Annotated in this window: 17 protein-coding genes; 10 read left to right on the plus strand and 7 right to left on the minus strand. The window is 54.5% G+C overall.

The annotated features are described in order from the left end of the window. Positions 1–56 precede the first annotated feature (56 nt). The 6 genes from FIV00_RS13730 to FIV00_RS13755 form a co-directional block, all read right to left on the minus strand. A complete protein-coding gene (locus FIV00_RS13730) occupies positions 57–794 on the minus strand; it encodes a hypothetical protein (protein WP_152501278.1) in 738 nt (245 codons plus the stop codon). A gap of 104 nt (positions 795–898) precedes the next feature. Then, entirely contained in the window at positions 899–1,864 is a 966-nt protein-coding gene (locus tag FIV00_RS13735) for a transglutaminase-like cysteine peptidase (protein WP_152501279.1), read from the minus strand. A 30-nt stretch (positions 1,865–1,894) separates the two neighbouring features. Then, a complete protein-coding gene (locus tag FIV00_RS13740; RefSeq protein WP_152501280.1) occupies positions 1,895–3,208 on the minus strand; it encodes an HlyD family type I secretion periplasmic adaptor subunit in 1,314 nt (437 codons plus the stop codon). After that, positions 3,208–5,454: a type I secretion system permease/ATPase gene (locus FIV00_RS13745; RefSeq protein ID WP_209006926.1), complete on the minus strand. Its 2,247-nt coding sequence runs from the start codon at positions 5,452–5,454 to the stop codon at positions 3,208–3,210. Before FIV00_RS13745 ends, FIV00_RS13740 begins: the two co-directional genes overlap by 1 nt. Positions 5,455–5,558: 104 nt before the next feature. Then, positions 5,559–6,926: a TolC family outer membrane protein gene (locus FIV00_RS13750; protein WP_152501281.1), complete on the minus strand. Its 1,368-nt coding sequence runs from the start codon at positions 6,924–6,926 to the stop codon at positions 5,559–5,561. Between the two features lie 336 nt (positions 6,927–7,262). Continuing rightward, a complete protein-coding gene (locus tag FIV00_RS13755; protein ID WP_173005987.1) occupies positions 7,263–8,153 on the minus strand; it encodes a LysR family transcriptional regulator in 891 nt (296 codons plus the stop codon). 116 nt (positions 8,154–8,269) lie between these two features. On the opposite strand from FIV00_RS13755, the gene FIV00_RS13760 reads away from it, so the two are divergent. The 10 genes from FIV00_RS13760 (at position 8,270) to FIV00_RS13805 (ending at position 18,431) form a co-directional block, all read left to right on the plus strand. Continuing rightward, complete coding sequence (locus tag FIV00_RS13760; protein ID WP_152501283.1) at positions 8,270–9,424, plus strand: ABC transporter ATP-binding protein; 1,155 nt, start codon at positions 8,270–8,272, stop codon at positions 9,422–9,424. After that, complete coding sequence (locus FIV00_RS13765; protein WP_152501284.1) at positions 9,424–10,344, plus strand: carbohydrate ABC transporter permease; 921 nt, start codon at positions 9,424–9,426, stop codon at positions 10,342–10,344. Before FIV00_RS13760 ends, FIV00_RS13765 begins: the two co-directional genes overlap by 1 nt. Beyond that, positions 10,341–11,276, plus strand: a complete 936-nt coding sequence (locus FIV00_RS13770) for a carbohydrate ABC transporter permease (protein WP_152501285.1) — start codon at positions 10,341–10,343, stop codon at positions 11,274–11,276. The genes FIV00_RS13765 and FIV00_RS13770 overlap by 4 nt, the downstream gene beginning before the upstream one ends. A 132-nt stretch (positions 11,277–11,408) precedes the next feature. After that, positions 11,409–12,674, plus strand: coding sequence for an extracellular solute-binding protein (locus FIV00_RS13775; protein ID WP_152501286.1), 1,266 nt, complete (start codon positions 11,409–11,411; stop codon positions 12,672–12,674). A gap of 69 nt (positions 12,675–12,743) precedes the next feature. Further along, positions 12,744–13,568, plus strand: coding sequence for a phosphodiesterase (locus FIV00_RS13780; RefSeq protein WP_152501287.1), 825 nt, complete (start codon positions 12,744–12,746; stop codon positions 13,566–13,568). Positions 13,569–13,769: 201 nt separating this feature from the next. After that, on the plus strand, positions 13,770–14,945 hold the full coding sequence (locus FIV00_RS13785) for an alpha-D-ribose 1-methylphosphonate 5-triphosphate diphosphatase (protein WP_152501288.1): 1,176 nt from the start codon (positions 13,770–13,772) through the stop codon (positions 14,943–14,945). 127 nt (positions 14,946–15,072) lie between these two features. Further along, a complete protein-coding gene (locus FIV00_RS13790) occupies positions 15,073–15,741 on the plus strand; it encodes a GntR family transcriptional regulator (RefSeq protein ID WP_152501289.1) in 669 nt (222 codons plus the stop codon). Positions 15,742–15,766: 25 nt separating this feature from the next. Continuing rightward, on the plus strand, positions 15,767–16,777 hold the full coding sequence (locus FIV00_RS13795) for an ABC transporter substrate-binding protein (RefSeq protein WP_152501290.1): 1,011 nt from the start codon (positions 15,767–15,769) through the stop codon (positions 16,775–16,777). Positions 16,778–16,840: 63 nt separating this feature from the next. Further along, positions 16,841–17,608, plus strand: a complete 768-nt coding sequence (locus FIV00_RS13800) for an ABC transporter ATP-binding protein (protein ID WP_152501291.1) — start codon at positions 16,841–16,843, stop codon at positions 17,606–17,608. Further along, on the plus strand, positions 17,601–18,431 hold the full coding sequence (locus FIV00_RS13805) for an ABC transporter permease (protein ID WP_152501292.1): 831 nt from the start codon (positions 17,601–17,603) through the stop codon (positions 18,429–18,431). The genes FIV00_RS13800 and FIV00_RS13805 overlap by 8 nt, the downstream gene beginning before the upstream one ends. 18 nt (positions 18,432–18,449) lie before the next feature. Here the strand turns inward: FIV00_RS13805 and phnE are convergent, their stop codons facing one another. Then, positions 18,450–19,310 (minus strand): phosphonate ABC transporter, permease protein PhnE, encoded by an 861-nt coding sequence (phnE, locus tag FIV00_RS13810; RefSeq protein WP_152501293.1) that lies wholly within the window; start codon positions 19,308–19,310, stop codon positions 18,450–18,452.

A 19,310-nucleotide genomic window follows, 5' to 3' on the forward strand; every position in this document is an offset into this window, starting at 1 on the left:
TCGCGCGAGCGAAAACGCTTCGGGCTTTTCAAAGATGTTTCGTTGTGTGGAGCTTTTTAAGCGGACGTACTTCTTTGGTTTTTTCGAAGAAGCACTGCTCCGAATAGGCTTAGCAAGATTGTCGCGAGGCCTGCAATAATTGCAAAGATGCGTGTTGTGTTTGGCGCGCCGAGCTGGTTCGCAAGGCCATCGGTTTCAGACGGCGTGCTGGCTGTGACGTCGGTACCGTTTGTACTGTCCGGAAGCAGGATGTTCAGGGTATTTTCCGGAAGGTAGCCGGCGATGCGGCCGATTGTTGTTTCCGGGTCGTCAAATCCGGGGACAGCGGCTTCCAGCTTAGGTGTTGCCGCAATCTCCGAACCGGCAGCAAAGCTTTCAGAAACAAGCAGTTCGTCGCCGTCAGAGGACTCCAGGGTAATTCGACCGAAGCCTGTCTCTTCACCGGCGGCATCCAGAACGGTTTGAAGATAGTCCTTCAAGTCCCGGGCATCCAGGCTATCCGGCTGTTCTTTTGCAATCTCGAGATATTCAGAAAGCAGCGGCAAAGACGCCAGTTCTTCCAACCGGAGGCGAGGGGCTGTGAGCCTTGCTTCGCTGAGCGCCTCCAGTAGCTGGCTGCGTTCGGCTTGAAGAGCGGTTATTTGCCGGGAAACCTGTTTTTCCTGAGAAGCGGCCAGGTAGACGCCACTGCCGGCAATCAGCGCACCAACAAGGCAGCCGCCAATGCCTAGGCAAAGGGCGGACGAAAGCTTGGACGGCTTTCGAATCGCGGTGCTTTTGATTTGGTCTACCATAAACTGGCTATATCACGCTCTCCCCGGGTTTGGGGAGAGCAAATCGCTTGAGCCAGCAGGGTTTCCCATGGATCCGGCAGCTCTACGCCGACCGAAGAAGGATCCTATTTGTTTGCCGATTTCAATCTTGCCGCAAGGCGGACAGGCTTACCGGCCTTCGGATTGTGTGACCATTCACCGGCAGCATTGACCGAGTAGAGCGCTTGATAATGCGGGAGATCACGTTCAAAGCGCACACGCGAGAACCGGTTGTCGAGAATGAGCCATTTGCCCTCATGCTTGACTGACAGAACAGCATGATATTGTCGTGCAGCCGTATCGCGCAGAACGACGACACGCATGTCTTCGTCCTTTACGCCGAGGTCTCGCAGCAGGGCGTATTTCAGGATTGCGTAATCCTCGCAATCGCCCGCACGTTTGTTCAGACTTTCAACGGGGCTGGCCCAGTATTCGCCTGCCTTCCACAGCCTGTGGTCCTCGCGATAAGCAAGGAGCCGATTGACCATGTAGTTCACCTTCGGGATCTGCAGGCCGCGGCGCTTGGATTTCACCTGATCCAGGATGGCGGTATAGGTGCGAAAACTGTGACGGCTGCCGGCAGTTCCTTTTTGATCGGCGTTCAGCTCCCCCAGGGCGCGCTGCCAACGTTTGCTAACAGGACTGAGCGCAACTGACTTTCCAAGAGACCCGAACAGGCGCGTCGGTTTCAAGGCCGTGCGTTTAAGGGGTTTTTGGACTGTCACAGCCGAAGTCTTTACAGCCGATGCTGAAACCTGCGGCTTGGCGAGAGGGCCAATTCGCACTTTCTGCAACTCGACTGGCTTTGCCGTCGGTGTCGTTGAAATCGGTGAGAAATGCAATGCGGCGGGTTTTGCCGATGCACGTGCCGTATCAAGCAGGGATGCTTGAAGAATGACCTGAACATCGTCAACGCCCGGCAGTGTCTCTTCCGCTTTCGCGGCAGAACCAGCCGTTTGCAGAGCAATTGCGCATATGAGCGCTTGCCAGGTTTTGGGCACAACTTTCCTGTTCGCTGCCGGCACTGCCGACGCGGTTGCACTCTGTTCCATCTGCCGATCGCCTCGTTATATGTCGAGACGTCAGCGCTCCCTGAGTGCTTCGTCCCGTACCTTTTTGATCGGCTTTAAGATGTAATCCAGAACCGTTTTCTCACCGGTTAATATATCTATGGATGCCACCATTCCTGGTATTATTGGTAAAGGATCAGTATCTGAACCAAGATAATTTTTATCTGTTCTAATCATAACCCGGAAGAAGCGATTACCTTCTTCATCTTCCGTGGTATCTGCACTGATACGTTCCAGGAATCCCTCAAGTCCGCCATAAACTGAGAAATCGTAAGCGGTGATCTTGACCTGAGCCTTCTGGCCAGGATGTAAAAATGCAACGTCTTTCGGGCGGATCTGCGCTTCAATTAAAAGCGTGTCTTCTAGGGGAACAATTTCCACCAGATCTGCAGCCGGTTGCACGACTGCACCGATTGTCGTGATGTTCAGCTTGTTCACAATGCCTTTGACAGGGGAGACAAGTTCCGTCCGGCGCACGCGATCGGCAGCGCCTTTCATGCTTTCGTTGATCACCGCGAGCTCACCACGCGCCTCTGCCAGCTGCTGGCGCGCCTCCGATACGAATGTCGAGGTCGCGTTGCGTGAGCGCTCCTTGGCTTCTTCCTTGGCGGCAAGGGCGCGCTGCACGGATGCCTTGGTGACGGCGAGTTCGCCTTCGCTTTCCTTCAATTGCCGCTGAAGGCGCAGGAACTCAATTTCGGGAAGCACCTTGCGCTCAAAAAGCCGTTGGTTGATTTCAACTTCCCGCTTGAGGATCTCGATTACGGAATCCAGCTTGGTTTCCGTTGCCAACAGTTCCTGATATTCTTGCTCTTTCTGCGAAGCCTGATTGCGCAAAACGCTCAGTTCGTTGTCCAGGCTTATCTTCTTGTCGCGGTAGACGTTCTCTTCTTCCTCAATCAGTTCCGGAACCGCCTTGGTCAGGAGTTCAGGGAACTCCAGCGGAAGCTGGTCCGCTTCTGAGTCAAGTCTGGCAATGCGCGCCATCAGGGCCCATCGGCGTTGTCTGATTTCGCCAAGTTGAGAGGAGAATGTCGTATCGTCTATTTCAATCAGCGCCTGCCCCTGTTCAACGATGTCGCCTTCGCGGACAAATATCTTCTCCACGATGCCGGTGTCCGGCGCCTGCACGACCTGGATCTGTCTGGAGGGGATGACACGGCCATCGCCTCTTGTGACCTCTTCAATCGAGGCGAAATAGGCCCAGAGAAGCGCGACCACGAAAAGCACCAGACCGATGCGAATGACATTGGTCGTATATCTTGGTGGACGTGTCTGGATGATGTCCCGAATATCGTTTGCGTAGTTCCAATCGCCGGAGGCCATTATACTGTCCCCCGCGTGTTCTGATTGTTCACGGCTCCCAGCTCCTGAAGTTTCTTCAAGACATCCTGGCGGGGCCCATCCAGCGCTAGTTTGCCGTAGTCAAGCGTAATCAGACGATCCGTCAGTTCGACAAGGCTCATGCGATGCGTGCTGATGATCACGGTTGTGTCGGCGCTTTTGTTCTCGTTGAGACGTGCGATCAACCGGCGCTCCGATGCGAGATCCAGATGACTGGAGGGTTCATCCAGAAACAATACCCGTGGTTTGCGCAAAAGAATTCTCGCCAATGCGACGGCCTGTTTTTGCCCGCCAGACAAGAACCTGCCGCCTTCTCCAACCTGGAGGTCGTAGCCGAGCGGGTTCTGCGCAACAAATTCTTCAACGCCGGCGGTTCTGGCGGCCTGGATCAGCGCATCGTCATCTGCAAACGGGTCTCCTGCGCTGATATTCTCGCGGACCGTGCCACTGAAAAGCACATTGTCCTGTGAAAGGAAGCCGACATTGGACCTCAGATCCGCGGGATCGAACTGCCGGGTATCGGTGCCGTCTATCAGTACCGCACCGTTGGAGGGATAATAGAGCCCGGAAGTTAGGCGCCCGATCGTGCTCTTTCCGGAGCCGACCCGACCGATCAATCCGACGGTTTCACCTGGCGCAATTTTGAAAGAGATGTTTTTCAGGCTGTCGTCTTCTGCTTCCGGATAGCGGAAGCTGACGCCTTTGAATTCAACTGAACCTGAGGCGATGCGTTTGTTAATATAGGTTCTGCCGGGCTTGCGTTCCGTCTCGGTCTGCATGATTTCGTTCAGGATCTTGAACGAATGCATGGTCTGTCTCAGACGGGTCAAGGTGTTGGCGACATTGGCGAGCGGCGCCAGAACACGGCCCGAAAGCATCATGGCTGCGATCAGAGCACCCATTGTGATGTCGCCGCTGGAAATGAGATAGACGCCCCAGACAATGATACCGATTGACACGGACGCTTGCACAAGACCCGTACCGGACTGCGCAATCAGTGCCCAGAAACGGCCTGTCATGATGGCGGCGCTGCTGGCAGCGACGGATCGCTCCCACTTGGTCTGCATGCGGCCCTCTGCATTGAGAGCCCGCACCGTATCAAGGTTCGCAATGCTTTCCACCAGGATTGAATGCCTTATTGCGCTCTCATTGTGAGATTTCTCAATTGCACCGGACAAAGGAGCCTGCACCAGAAGGCTGATGCCCAGAACGATGGGAATTGCGATCAAGGGAACGATCGCGATTGGACCAACAAGCAAGAACAGCACGGCAACAAAGATGCCGATGAAGAACACGTCGATGATCGACACCAGCGAGGAAGACGTGATGAATTCCCTGACGGTTTCGAATTCACGAATGTGGTTTGCGAATTGACCTGAGCTGACGGGTCTTTTTTCAAAATCAATGGCAAGCGCGTGGGCGAAGACTTTGCTTGCCAATTCATTGTCGGCCTGTTTGCCGGCGACATTGATGATCTGTCCCCGTGCGACTTTCAAAATGAAGTCGAATATGAGGGTGAGAATAACGCCGATGGCCAACGCCCAAAGCGTGGGGATTGCAAAATTCGGAACGACGCGGTCATAGACGTTCATTGTGAAGAGCGGTGAGGCGAGAGCCAGGAGATTGATGAGCAGCGCCGCAAGCGCGACATGAGCATAGTCACGCCAGTAGGACGAAATCGTGCTCCAGAACCAATGTCCCTGTCCACCAAGCGCGCGTTCGCTTACACCGGTTTTATCGACAGACGGCTGAACGAAAATTGCGTACCCGCTGTAGTCGTTCAAAAAATCATCCAGTGACCGGCGCAGGGTTCCTGTTGCGTATTCAGCAGATGCAAGCTCAACGGTGCCGCGTTCAAAATCGACGGCCGTCAGGACCAGCATTTCTGAGTGTTTGGTTGCCACAATGCAGGGCAGGGCGGCCAGCGGAATAGCGTCCAGATCTTTTTTGTCGGGCAAGATCTTGAGGCCGCAATTCGCAGCGGCTCGGCTTAAAATGCCAATTGAAAGAGTGTCTTGCGTTTTTGGCAGCCCGTTCCAGATCACAGAATCTGTGACATGATAACCGTGGACGCGCGCAATATACTTCAGGGCCTCGGCAAGCTGGTCTGGCTTTTTCGGAGACTGTGAGACCGCTTCCGGGGTCTTCTGGTCGGTGTCTTGCTGCAGCATATCGGGCACTGGCTCGTTGGCTTTGTCACCGCATATGTCGTTAGTATCGCCTGACATTCAAGCAGGCGATAGCTCGCTGACAGCGAGTTGACGCAAACGCGGTGCACTTAGATGCATTGTTGTTCGCCGGGACCCGGCAAACAAAATCTGCCCGACAAGTGTTAGAATTTACGTAATGGCTCGATACCGAAGTTAGCATTCTGCGGGAAAATCGACCTGTTGTCGCGCTGACCATCGATTGCTTCCGGAGGAGGCGACACACTCAAATAGGCCAAGAGGTCACCCGTCGTGGCACGCAGTTGATACGTCGAGAAAGCGTAGATCGCGCGGGCGGAAATCAACTCTATTTCACTGTTGAAGAGTGCGTTCTCAGCGTTCAGGACATCAAGCAGAGTCCTTTGGCCGATATCGTATTCCTGGCGATACCCTTCAACCACCTGACGGTTGGCTGCAAGCTGTTCGCGCAAGGCCTTAATGCGTTCCGTGGTTGTGCTTACAGAGGCGTAGGAGCGTTCTATGCCTTCTTTGAGCTCCCGGCGGACACGATCCACCCGGATCTGGGTTTCAGTAAGACGTTCACCGTATTCATTGGTCAAAGCAGCGTCACGGCCGCCGTTGAAGATGTTCCAGGAGAAAACAACCTTACCGGAGTATTCGTTGTTGCGCCCCTCAATCCCGCCAATGTCATCGCCTACGGTCGCTTGACCGCGAAGAGAGATTTCGGGAAGGAAATTGCCCTTGGTGGACTCGTATTCGTATTTGGCCGCATCCGCGTCGGCAATCGCTGCACGAACAGTGGGGTGCGTCTGAACTGCGCTGTCAACCAGCCGGGTTACGGAACCGGGTGGCAGGCTCGCCGGCTTGACCGGTGCAAGAGAGGCAGGTTTCTTGCCAACGACGCGTTCATATTTGGCGACGGTATCGAGCAGAGACTTGCGAACTTCACTGACGATCACTTCAGCTGCTGCAACACGTTCTCTTGCCTGCGAGAGATCGGCAGCGCCAGTTTCCCCACCTTCAAAGCGTTGCTGAACATCGGAGTAGATGCGGCGATGTTTTGCAACATTCATGCGAGCCTTTGAAAGGATCGCGGTGTGGCGCAGAACGTCTACGTAAGATTCTACAGCATCAAGAGCGGTTGCTTCTGAGCGCTCCATGACGCGCAGGGCTGCTCCATCGACGCGTGCGCTTTGGCGGTAGACTTCATTTACAGAGGTCAGTCCGTCAAAAATCAGCTGCTCGACTGTTACCGTGAACTCTTTGGAAAATCGCCACTCGTCGTTTTCATTCGCGGTGAATGAATTGGGGCGGTCCAGTCTTTCCGGTCCAAGTTCGGCAGAAACGCCGACTGTCGGCAAGAACGCTCCCTGCGATCTGCGGTATTCGAAATTTCGAGCACGTCTGTTCGCCGCGCTCTCAAGCACGTCAGGGCTGGTCGAAACCGCCTCCTGAACGACTTGCCGGAGGTCGGCAGCGAACGAAAAATCTACCAAGCACACACTCATCAAGAGTGCCGGAATAATACGCATTGCCCACGACGCCACTAAATTAAAGATGTCAGCACATTATTATACGTTGCATACATTCCAAAGGACTGTTGCAACCCTGCCAATACTAATAGTTGCCAGTGTTGCCAATGTGCAACGAAATTGTGCTTAACTGCCATTTTAACGCCAAAATTAACGCTGGGTTAACTATAATTTCGACGCCTCTTCCCATGAGGCGGTCACTGCGTACTCAAAATTGAGCCGTAATTTTTCGCAAAACGAAGCTCCAGAGTCTCGAATCAGGAGACCCCGCAGAGCAATTTGGATGCCGTACTTTAGGGAAGTGTCGGGTGGTTTCTTTCGGTCTGGCGTGGACCGTCAGATCATGTTGCTGGCTCGTACTTCGATCGCGGCGTCGAGGAAGCTTTGAATGAGTCTGAGCTCACGCTTGTCTGCCGGAATGGCAAGACAGTCGCGGTATTCTTCCGGCATCTCTTCTACCGGAACGGCGACAATATACTCGGAAGGATAAAGGCTTTTCTCTAAAAGCAGCCCGATGCCGAGCCCATGAAGGATCGCCTCCTTCACCATTGGAAAGGTTGTCGTGCGCAATATCCTGGGGAACTCCAGGCCATGGTCGCGCAGTTTTGAGCGGGTGATCTTCTGCGTGAGGGAGCCGTCTTCGGGCAAAACCAAAGTCTCGCGCTGAAGATCAGCGAGCGAGATTTTTTGGCGACCGGCCAAAGGATGGTCTTTCTGTATGTGGGCCATATATCTGGAACGCCGTAATTCGTGGGTTACAATAGACTGGCCTTCGTCAGGCTCTGTAACGATGGCGATGTCGACTTGCCGTTCACCCAGCAGAGTCATGGCCGTCGTCCAGTTGTAGAGCGTGAAATCGATCTGAACTTTGGGATGGAGCCTTCCATATTGGGCAATGATAGGCATTGCGGGGCGCGGAGCGTTGGCGATCAGGCGGATGTGTCCGTCGGTGAGGGCGCTGTAGTCGCTTATCTTCTCACTGACGAGCTGCTCCATGGTCGCAAGGCGGTCCGACACCGCAAAGAGCTCTCTTCCGGCCCTTGTGAGTTCAAGTCCGCTTCTGCGGCGTATGAAAAGCTGCGTTCCCATAAGCATTTCCAACTTGGAAATATGTTGGGTGACTGACGATTGCGTGACACCGAGTGCCTCTGCCGCATTGGAGATGCTTCGCTCACGGGCAGCGAAGGTAAAGGCCTTGATCTGATAAGGGCTTGGCGAGGCTGTCATGACAGTTCCGTAAAGATGACTTTGCCAAACCGTAACCCGCATTAGCGACGCTAATATTACGTCACAGACACTTCAATCGGCCTCACTAGTGTCTCCTTGGAAACGGGAGCACTTAAATGACGGCGATCTCCTTATCGGCGATTGAGAAAAGCTTTGGCGACACGAAGGTCCTCGAAGGTATCAATCTTGACATTGCGGACGGCGAGTTTCTGACGCTTGTCGGCCCGTCCGGCTGCGGCAAGTCCACGCTTCTTCGCATCATTGCCGGGCTCGAAGCCCCGACAACCGGGATCGTGAAAATTGGCGGAAAGCCGGTCAATGGCGTTCGACCGGCCAACCGGAACCTGGCGATGGTCTTCCAGTCCTATGCACTCTACCCGCATCTGACGGTGGCGCAGAACATGATGACGCCGCTCAAGTTGCGGGATCTTTCGGCGTTGAAACGTATGCCTGTTGTTGGGCCCTTGATCGCCCGCAGATCATATGGGGCGATCTTGGAACAGGTGCGGGAAACTGCAAAGGTTCTGAAGATCGATCATTTGCTCGACAGAAAGCCGGGACAACTTTCCGGAGGTCAGCGCCAGCGGGCGGCACTCGGCCGGGCAATGGTGCGCAAACCGGCGGCGTTCCTGATGGACGAGCCTCTTTCAAACCTCGATGCTGCGTTGCGCATTCACATGCGCTCTGAGCTAGCCGAATTGCATCGATCTCTCAAAACCACCTTTGTCTATGTCACTCACGACCAGGCCGAAGCATTGACCATGTCGGACCGGATGGCGGTGATGATGGACGGCAAGATCCTGCAGCTCGGAGCGCCGGACGAGATCTACAACAATCCGCAGGACATTCGCGTCGCCGAGTTTGTCGGGGCGCCAAAAATCAATCTCCTGCCGGGCACTCTGGATGATGCCGGTCACGCCCGTTGCGGAGATATGGTTCTTGCAAGGGGGGCCGAGAACGGTGTGGTCGGCTCGGTGACAATAGGCCTGAGGCCAGAGCATCTGTCAGTTTGCAAGAGGGGAGACGCAGAATCCCTGAGCGGCAGAGTGGTTCACCGCGAAAATCTTGGCGCGGATATTTACCTCCACATGTCCGTGCTTGATGGGGCTTACCGTCTGGTGGCCAGGGTTCAGCCGAACGAAGGCAACGCCATTTCTATCGGCGACGAACTGCATGTCAGACGATTGGACGGTTGTGCAATGGTTTTTGGCAAAAACGGAAAACGCCTCGACCTGGCGGCAACCACCTCACACGTGGCGGAGGTTGCGTGATGCAAACCAGCAAGGCGCATTTTTGGTTTGTCGGACCGGCCTTGTTCTTGATGGTCGTCATTCTGCTGTTACCCATTCTGGTGGCCGGTGCCTTGAGTTTTACCAGCTACAGTCTGGGCAATCCCGGTGCGGACTTCGTCGGGTTGGAAAACTACGAGAAGATTTTCACTCGCTCCACCTACGAAAAGATGTTCGGGGCCACTTTTCGCTACGTCTTTGTTGTGGTGCCCTTGTCAGTCGGTTTGGGGTTGGGCGCGGCATTGCTCATCAACTCAGTCGGGCGCTTTGGCGACTTCTACAAGACTGTTTATTTTCTGCCGGTAATGGCAGCTCTGATTGCCATGGCAATTGTCTGGGAATTCGCATTCCATCCGACGATTGGCATAGTCAATGCCACGCTTGAGCGCGGATGCGGATCTTTGCTTGAAGCCTGGAGCTGGTTCGCGCGCGGCTGCGAGCGTGGTTTTCCGTTGTGGCTCACAGATCGGGATTACGCCATCTGGACGGTTGCCTTTATCGGCGTCTGGCAGGGCTTCGGCTTCAACATGGTGCTTTACCTTGCCGGCCTGACCTCGGTTCCACGCGAGCTTTATCATGCGGCGGAAATGGATGGCGCGCGATCGGCCTGGGACAGGTTTCGCCTGGTGACCTGGCCGATGCTGGGGCCGACAACGGTATTTGTCGTCACGATATCCTTCATCCGTTCGTTCCAGGTGTTTGACACTGTCGAGGCGTTTTACCCGCAGGGCGGGGGACCATCGAAATCCGTCTACGTGATGATGTTCGCAATCTATGAAAAGGCCATCCAGCAAAACCTGATGGGTATTGGGGCAGCGATCACCGTCGTGTTCCTGGCATTTGTCATGTTTTTGACGGTACTCCAGCGTTGGCTCGTGGAAAGAAGGGTGCACTACACATGAGCGAGACAGCACACGCGGCAAATTCGGCTTTCAGTGCAACAACTTACCGTTTGTCTTCCGGTGAAGCATTGAAACACGCGGTCTTGATCCTGGGCAGCCTGATCGTTTTGCTGCCTTTCTACGTGATGGTGAGTTACAGCCTCAAAAGTCCTGCCGAGATCATGCAAAATACCGGCGGTTTTTTCGGGTCGCAGGATCTCTTCCGCGATGACTATTGCATCAAGCTTGGCAACGCCGTTGCCGACTGCATGGTGACGCCGGTCATCTACAATTACACGACCGCTTTTGAGAAGGCCCCACTTCTCCGGTATCTCTTCAACGGGATTGTCGTCACCGCATCAATCTTCTTTATTCAGGTTCTGGTTGCGCTGCCCTGTGCCTATGCGCTTGCGAAACTGCGTTTTTGGGGGCGGGAAGCGGTTTTCGGACTGGTGCTTTTCTGCCTTCTTATCCCGGTTCATGCCATCGCTTTGCCGCTCTACATCATGTTGGCGAAGCTGGGACTAACCAATTCCTATGCGGCACTGATCATTCCCTGGACCATCTCGGTCTTTGGCATCTTCCTGATGCGCCAGTTCTTCATGACCGTTCCTGATGACTTGATTGACGCAGCGCGCATGGACGGAATGAGTGAATTTTCCATCATCTGGAACGTGATGCTGCCTACAGCTGTCCCTGCGCTCCTGGCCTTCGCGATTTTCTCGGTGGTGGCGCATTGGAACGACTATTTCTGGCCGCGCATCGTCATTACCGGGGACCGCAGTCTGTTCACGCCACCGCTCGGTCTGCGTGAATTCAAAGGTGACGCCGACGGCGACAATTTCGGGCCGATGATGGCGACTGCCACAATTATCGTCACGCCGTTGATCTTGGCTTTCCTGATTGCTCAGCGCCGCTTCATCGAAGGCATCACTTTGAGCGGGATGAAGTAGGAAACAGTCACTTGAATACCAGGCGGGGCCACCGCGGAGCAGCGGCCCCGTTACCAGATCCCTTGAGGGATAAACCGGGTGCGGACAGTTTGGCGACCAAGCCGCACCCGTGGCAACACCACGGAGAATTTCATGAAAAAGTGTCTCACTGCAATTGCTTTTGTGCTGGCCGCAAGTTCGGCGCAGGCTCAAGACGAAAAAATCACGATCGAATTTGCGTATCCCTATTCGCATCTGTTCGACGTGACATACGAAAAGATCCTTCCGCTTTTCAACGAGAAGTATCCCAATATTGAAGTCAAAATTCGCGCTTCCTACGAGTCTTATGAAGACGGCACCAATACGATCCTGCGTGAAGCCGTTGCAGACACGTTGCCGGACGTCACGATGCAGGGTCTAAACCGGCAGGCAATCCTCGTTGAAAAAGGGATCGCCAAGTCACTGGAGCCTTTCATCGAGGCCGAGGAAGACTTTGCCAAGGACGGTTATCACGACGCGATGCTCAAGCTCGGTACCTTTGACGGCAACGTGCATGGTCTGCCGTTTTCGGTCTCGCTGCCGGTCGGCTACTACAACATGGATGTGATGGCCAAGGCAGGGATTACATCCGCTGAGCAGCTGCCCAAGACCTGGGAGGAAGTTGTCGCGACTTGCGGCAAGCTGCGCGAAGCCGGTGTCAAAAATCCAATGTTTTGGGGTTGGAACATCACCGGCAACTGGTTCCTGCAGGCGTTGATGTGGTCGCAGGACAAACCGACCATGGACAACGGTGAATTTCAGATCGCATCGGATGAGGGCTTGCAATCGCTCGAAACAATGAAGTCCCTTTTCCGTGGCTGCGACATGCAGAACATCGAATGGAAAGCAGCGCTTGCCTCTTTTTCGGCCGGTGAAATCGGAATGATGTACTGGTCTACGTCGGCATTGGGTGCCGTGGAAAGATCCAAAGGTGACTTTGAGCTGAAGACCAACGAGTTTCCTGGATTTGAGGCTACCGGCCCGAAGGGTCTGCCAGCAGGCGGGAATGCGGCCATGCTCGTGTCCACCAGCACCGATCCCAATGAGCTGCAGGCAGCCTGGAAGTGGTTGAAGTTCATCACATCCGGTCAGGGCGCTGCTGAAGTTGCTCGTACCACCGGCTATATGCCGCCCAACAAGGCTGCCAACGAAGTGATCCTTGCGGGTTTCTACAAGGAAAATCCGAACAAGGAGACCGCAGTACGCCAACTGCCGTTGCTGCGCGATTGGCAGGCCTATCCGGGCGACAACGGTCTGGCGATTACGCAGGTGATCTATGACGGTCTTGAAGGTGTCGTGACGGGTGAATTCGACGACATGAGTGAGTTGCAGGAAGAAATGGCTGAAGAGGTCAAGGATCTGCTGCCTGAAGGCAACTAAGCATCGCTTCATGGAAACGCCGCCCGAAACCGAGCGGCGTTTTTTGTCATTTAATCAATGGAGAACGCAGTGAAACTCATTCAGCTCACTGACATTCATTTGACCACACCTGGAAACACGATCGGTGGCCGGGACCCCAACGAAAATTTTAGAAAAGCGCTTGATCACGCGCTCACCCAGCACCTGGACGCCGATGCGCTTATCATAACGGGGGATCTTTCAGACTGGGGAGACCGCACAGATTATGTCCGGCTCAAAGAGACGCTGTCATGTGTTTCAGTCCCGGTGCAACTATGTATCGGAAATCATGATGAGAGAGATGTGTTTCTGTCCGTGTTTCCTGAACGGGTCGACGAGAACGGGTTTGTCCAGTCTGTCTTCGACCTGCCGCTCGGAACCGGAATTGTGCTCGATACCTGGGGGCCGGGCTCGCATGCAGGCTATTACTGCGAAACGCGGCGCGACTGGCTGGACGGGCAACTAAAAGCAGCTTCCGGACCGGTCTTTCTGTTCATGCATCATAATCCGGTTCCAATCGGCATTGCGCCAATGGACAAGATAATGTTGCAGGATCACGAGGCCTTTGCAGCACTGGTCAAAAAGCATCGCGACAAGGTCAGGCATATTTTTCACGGCCATTGCCATTTGCCGCTGTCAGGATCTCTGTGCGGCGTCCCGTTCAGCGCTCCGCGAGGGACCAATCATGCCGGCTGGCCTGACTTCGCTAACCAGGGAAATCTGAGCGCATCTGACTTACCCGAGAGCTACGCTGTTGTTCTGGTCGACGAGATCAGCGTTATGGTCCACATGATTGAATACGGTTACCAAGGCGCGGTCCGGCGTGAAGGTTCGCCCGATTATGCAGATTGGAACCGACTGACGATGGTACGCTGACAAATCTTCGGCACTGTTGTTGTTGTTGTTGCAGCCTTCTGTTTCATTTCCCCAATTGTCATGTTCGTGTCTGAAGGCTGTCACAATTCCAACGGGGAACAGGAGTAGAAGGCTGTTTCGTTTTTTCAAAAAGGCTTTTGATTCCTGCCTGTTCATTGAAGAACCAGTCTTTTTCACCGGGACGCACCCAGAGGAGGTCTCATGACATTCGCCGATAAACGCATTCCGTCGGGGAGCGAGATAGTTGTCCTGAAAAACGCCAGGCTGGTGCTTGGTGATGAGGTTGTCTTAGGTCACGTTTCGTTGTCGGGAGGCGCTATCGTTTCTGTTGATACCGGCGCAATCCCTCAGGCTGGCGAAGATCTTGGCGGCGACTACCTTGTGCCGGGTCTCGTGGACATCCACACAGACCACTTTGAGAAGCATGTCTTTCCGCGTGCGCATGTGCGCTGGGACCCATTCAGGGCCGCAATGGCGCATGATGCTCAAATCATCGGCAGCGGTATCACCACCGTATTTGACAGTCTGTGCGTTGGAGCGACTATCAAGAACCCGGAACGGCGTGAAATCCTGGCACCGATGATTGACGCACTGGAAAAGGCACAAAGTGCTGGAATGCTGAGGGCGGAGCATCTGGTACATCTTCGCTGTGAGATTACCGACGCTGAAACCACCCGTCTAACCGAAGAAAATATCGGCAAGAACATTGTTCGAATGGTTTCGGTGATGGAACACCTTCCGGGGCGCCGCCAAAGCAAGAACATCGACGGTTACATCAAGCGCCGAATGGCAGACACCGGCGAGCCGCGTCATGAGGCGGAACGCGTTACTCAGGAGCTCTTGAACTTTTCAGACGAGATCAGCGCGAAAGTCCGCCCGGAAGTCGTTGCCTTGGCACATGCGCACAAGCTGCCTTTGCTTAGTCACGACGACACCGAACTTGAACATATTGACGAAGCGATCAACGAAGGGATCTCGATTTCCGAGTTTCCCTGCACGCTGGACGCTGCGCGCAAGGCAAGAAAACATGGCATGCATGTTGTTGGAGGTGCGCCGAATGTCATTCGAGGCGGGTCTCAATCTGGGAATGTCGCCGTCAGCGATCTCATGGCTGAAAACCTCGTTGATATTCTGGCATCGGATTATGTGCCGCGCTCGCTTCTGGACTGTGCATTCATGATGGCACGAACCGAGGCCTTTGGAGTTGATCTGCCGTCCGCGATACGCCTGGTCACAAAGACGCCAGCTCAAGTCGCCGGGTTGCCTGATCGGGGCGAGATTTCTCAAGGAAAGCGGGCAGATCTTCTTCATGTTGGGTTGCATGACGGCCACCCTTTTGTAAAGCGCGCCTGGCTTTGTGGGCGGCGTGTGCATTAAGACCAGCTGCACGAAGGATCTGGTTTGAGAACCGAGTTTGGTAGGTGCGCCGGCATGCGGCTTCGTCATTGACAAAATAATCGATGAAACACATAAATATCCAATATTTTTAAAATCAGGACATAAAATGCTTTTCGGCGATCGGGGAGGCACGGATGAGACAATTGTCGCCATGTTATCTTCGGCGATCCGGAGAGATATTTCCTTCGGTGTCCTGCGACCTGATGAAAAGCTGAAAATCGAAGCGCTGAGACAGCGCTACGGCGGCTCAAACCATTCGATGCGCGAGACCTTGAGGATCCTGACCGCAGAAGGAATGGTCGAGGCAACCAATCAGCGCGGATTTCGGGTGACTTCGGCAACGGAAGACGATCTAAAAGACATATTGCTCATGCGGATTGAGACCGAGCGGCTCGGATTGAAGCGGTCTCTGCAAAGCGAAAGTGTTGCCTGGGAGTCGCAAGTGGTCGCTGCATTCCACGGTTTGCACCGGGCCGATGTTGCTGTTCAGGAAACACCTAACGATGCGATCGCTCTGGATTGGGACGAAGCCTCCAGAGCTTTGTCCGCTGCGCTTCTTTCGGCTTGCGGGTCCCGCCGCCTGATTGAAACCGCCAACAAGTTTTACAACCAGTCGCGGCGATATCTGCTCGCTTTGTTGCGGGAGGGACAAATAGACTTTGCCGCACGCGAAAAACGTCACCAGATACTGCGTGAGGCTATCCTTGCCCGCAACGATGAATTGGCACTGACAACGTTGGAAGAAGATATCCGTGCAGCACTCAAAACGACTTAAGAATGACACCAGGGAGGAAACAAAAATGACCAAATTCAATCGCCGCCAAACACTTGGCCTGATCGGCGCGGCAACGGCTGCTGGACTATCCGCACCCGCATTGGCGTCAAATAGGAAGATCAAGGTTGGCGCTTTGCGCTTCACCTCTCACTCCGGCAGCTTTATCGCCTTTGAGCGCGGTTATTTTGCCGACGCGGGGCTGGACGTTGAATTTCAATTCTTCCAGGCAGCGCAGCCAATGGCTGTCGCAATTGCCTCGGGCGATGTCGACTATGCGGTTACCGCGATCTCCGGTGGCTTGATCAGTCTCGCCGACAAGGGAGCGATCAAGGTGATCGGCGGGGCGCTTAGTGAAGAAAAGGGCATCGACGGACAGAAATTCCTGATCTCCGATGCGGCCTATCAGGCCGGAACCAAGAGCCTGAAGGACCTCGACGGCAAGAAATATGCAGTTACACAGGCGGGCTCATCATTCCACTATATGGGTGCGAAAATGGCCGAGAAGGAAGGCATTTCGCTCTCCTTTACACCGTTGCAAAAAGTCGGTGCGATCATCGGAGCCATGAAATCCGGTCAGGTTGATGGCTGGTCAATCGTACCGCACATCGCCAAACCCCTGGCAAAGGCCGGTGCCTGGCATATTGTTGGCGACGTCTCTGATTATCTGCCTGACTACCAGGTCACGACCGTCTTTACGTCCGCGGATAACGCCGCAAATGAAAAAGCACTGACGAAAGACTTCCTTTCCGGCTTTTCGAGAGGTGTCGACGACTATGCCGCAGCCATGATCGACGGTACGGCAAGCCAGGACGAGATGATCGACCTGATCCATAAATACGTCTACACGGACCGTCCGCGGGAAAAGGCTGCTCCCTCCATCATCAATGGAACGATGCGATTGAACAAAGGGGCCGCTTTGAATCTCGCTTCGGTACAAGATCAGCTCAGCTGGTTCCAGTCAGAAGGCCTTGTCGACAAGGACATCACGATCGACCAACTCGTGGACACTTCCTACGTCGAAACCATTGGCGGCTAATGGGCCAATTCGTTCGTCGTAGCGAAGAAATCCCTATAGCCAAGGTTTTGATACGGGCAGTTCATGGATATACGCCTTGAAGGCATAAGCCATCACTATGATGACTTTGAAGTTCTGCGGGATGTCACTCTCGATATTCCCGCAGGGCAAATCGTTTGTATTGTCGGTCCGTCCGGTTGCGGAAAATCGACCTTGCTTCGTTTCATCGGCGGACTGGAGAGGCCTCGTTCCGGCAGAGTTGTTCAGCTTGGACAGGCCCCTGAAGGGTGCCTGAATCCGTTGACATACATCTTTCAGGACTTCGCACTGTTGCCCTGGCGCTCCGTTGCCGGGAACGTTTCGCTTGTTCTGGAGGACCATGGAATTCGAGGCACGGCGGCACGCGAGATCATTGAGGATGTCCTGGCACGAACAAAACTGACTGATTTTGCCAAGGCATTGCCCAAGCAACTTTCAGGGGGCATGAAGCAACGCGTTGCTATTGCACGTGCACTTGCCGTCAATCCAGCGGTGATGCTGATGGATGAGCCGCTTTCCGCGTTGGACAGTCAAACGCGCGAGCTCCTGATGGACGATCTTGTTGACCTTTGGTCTCGACAGCCGTTCACCGCCGTTTATGTAACGCATAATCTCGCCGAGGCAGTCCGTCTTGGGCACAAGGTTGTCGTTCTCTCCAGGCGGCCGGGGCAAATTCAGGAAATCGTTGAAATCGAAAAGCCTTTGCCGGCACGGGAGTTCGGTGACCCGGAGCTCGATGAACCGCAAAGGTATCTCTGGCGTCTAATGCGTGAAGAAGCGCGGGCCGCGGATGCGGAGCTGATGGATGTCTGAGATCCAATTGAACGAAACCAAAGGGTCTAGCAGTGCCGAAAAACGGCCTGTGGCCTTTCGAGGGGGCGGCTTCGCTCCAAAAAACCGTCGCTGGATCGGTGTGCTGGTTTTTGTTTTTCTGATCGCAATTGCCGAATGGGGCACAAGAACAGGCTGGATTTCCGCGCTGACGTTGCCGCGGCCATCCGACGTTCTGGAAACCTTTGGTGAGCTCTATTCCAGCGGCTTGCTGTTCAAACATCTTTTGCCGTCCTTAAGCCGCCTGGTGATCGGCGCGGCGTTCGGCGTCTTGCTGGGCATTTGTATTGGTGTTCTGATCGGGTTGTTTTCGGTTATGCGATCCAGCCTCGTGCCACTGGTTGCCGCGTTGTTTCCAATCCCGAAAATCGCCCTTTTGCCGCTCTTTGTCATCTGGTTCGGAATAGGTGAAGGGTCCAAATACGCCTTGATTGCGTTCGGGACGTTCACGCCGACCGTCGTGGCGACCTATGGTGCCGTCGACAATGTTGATCGCACCCTTATTCGCATGGGGCAGAGTTTCGGGCTGTCCTGGCTGTCGATCGTTCGCAAGATCGTCTTGCCCGGAGCGATGCCCGGTATTTTGTCCGGTCTCAGGATCAGTCTTGCAATTGCAATCATATTGTTGGTTGCCGCTGAAATGTTGGGTGCTGAATACGGCATTGGTGCTTACATCCTGGAGGCCGGATCGCTTTACGATCTTGAGCGTCTTTTTGTCGGTGTCGTCATTCTTTCGCTGCTTGGCGTCATCGTCAGTGCAGGGATTGGCATTCTGGAAAGACGGTTGCTCGGTTGGCGCGTGTAGGGGCGAGACCAAGCAGGTTCAGGATCTTGTTCGGTCATCCTTCCCGATGATGTGTTTGCGCAGGAAGCCTGAAAATCCGTCGATCAGGTAAACCATGAAAACGATCAGGAAGATGATGGTCCAGGCCTCGGGCCAACGATAGGCGCTGATCCTGTCTGCCAATAGGAACCCGATACCGCCGGCACCGACAATGCCGAGGATCGTTCCTGACCGGGTGTTGGATTCAAAATTATAGAGAATTATCGACAAGATGACGGGGAGGGCTTGGGGCAATACCGCGAAGCGAACCGTCTGAAGCTTACCAGCGCCGGAGGCTTTCACCCCATCGACGGGCTTTTTCGATGTGTTTTCAATGGCCTCAGCAAAGAGTTTTGAGAACGTCCCGATCTCCGAGACGGCAATCGCCAAAATGCCGGCCAGCGGGCCTAGGCCGAAGGCGCGGATGAACACAAGAGCCAGGATCAATTGTTCAACTGCTCTGAGCGCGTCAAAGCCGCGCCGTATGCCAAGACGGAACCAGGACACCGGCATGATGTTCCTGGCTCCCAGAAACGCAAGTGGAAATGCGATGATGGCTCCAAGCAATGTGCCCATGAAGGCCATTGCAACAGTCTCACCAAGACCCTTGAGGATCTCCTGCCATTCGGTCCAGCTCTGCCAGACGTGAGGGGGGAACATGAAGGAAGCCACACTTCCGAAACGGGTTGCGCCTTCCACCAACCGCATGGGCGAGAAATCGAACGCCCACAGGCACCAGCCTGTCAGCAAGACAAAGACGGATGTACCCAAGATGCGCAAGAGTTTGGTTCGGCGAGGCGATACGAAGGCATCAGGTACCAAAGACCTGGCTCTTCGCAGACCAGAAGATGTGTCGCTCAC

The organism is Labrenzia sp. THAF82, from assembly GCF_009363435.1.
Lineage (GTDB): Bacteria > Pseudomonadota > Alphaproteobacteria > Rhizobiales > Stappiaceae > Roseibium > Roseibium porphyridii.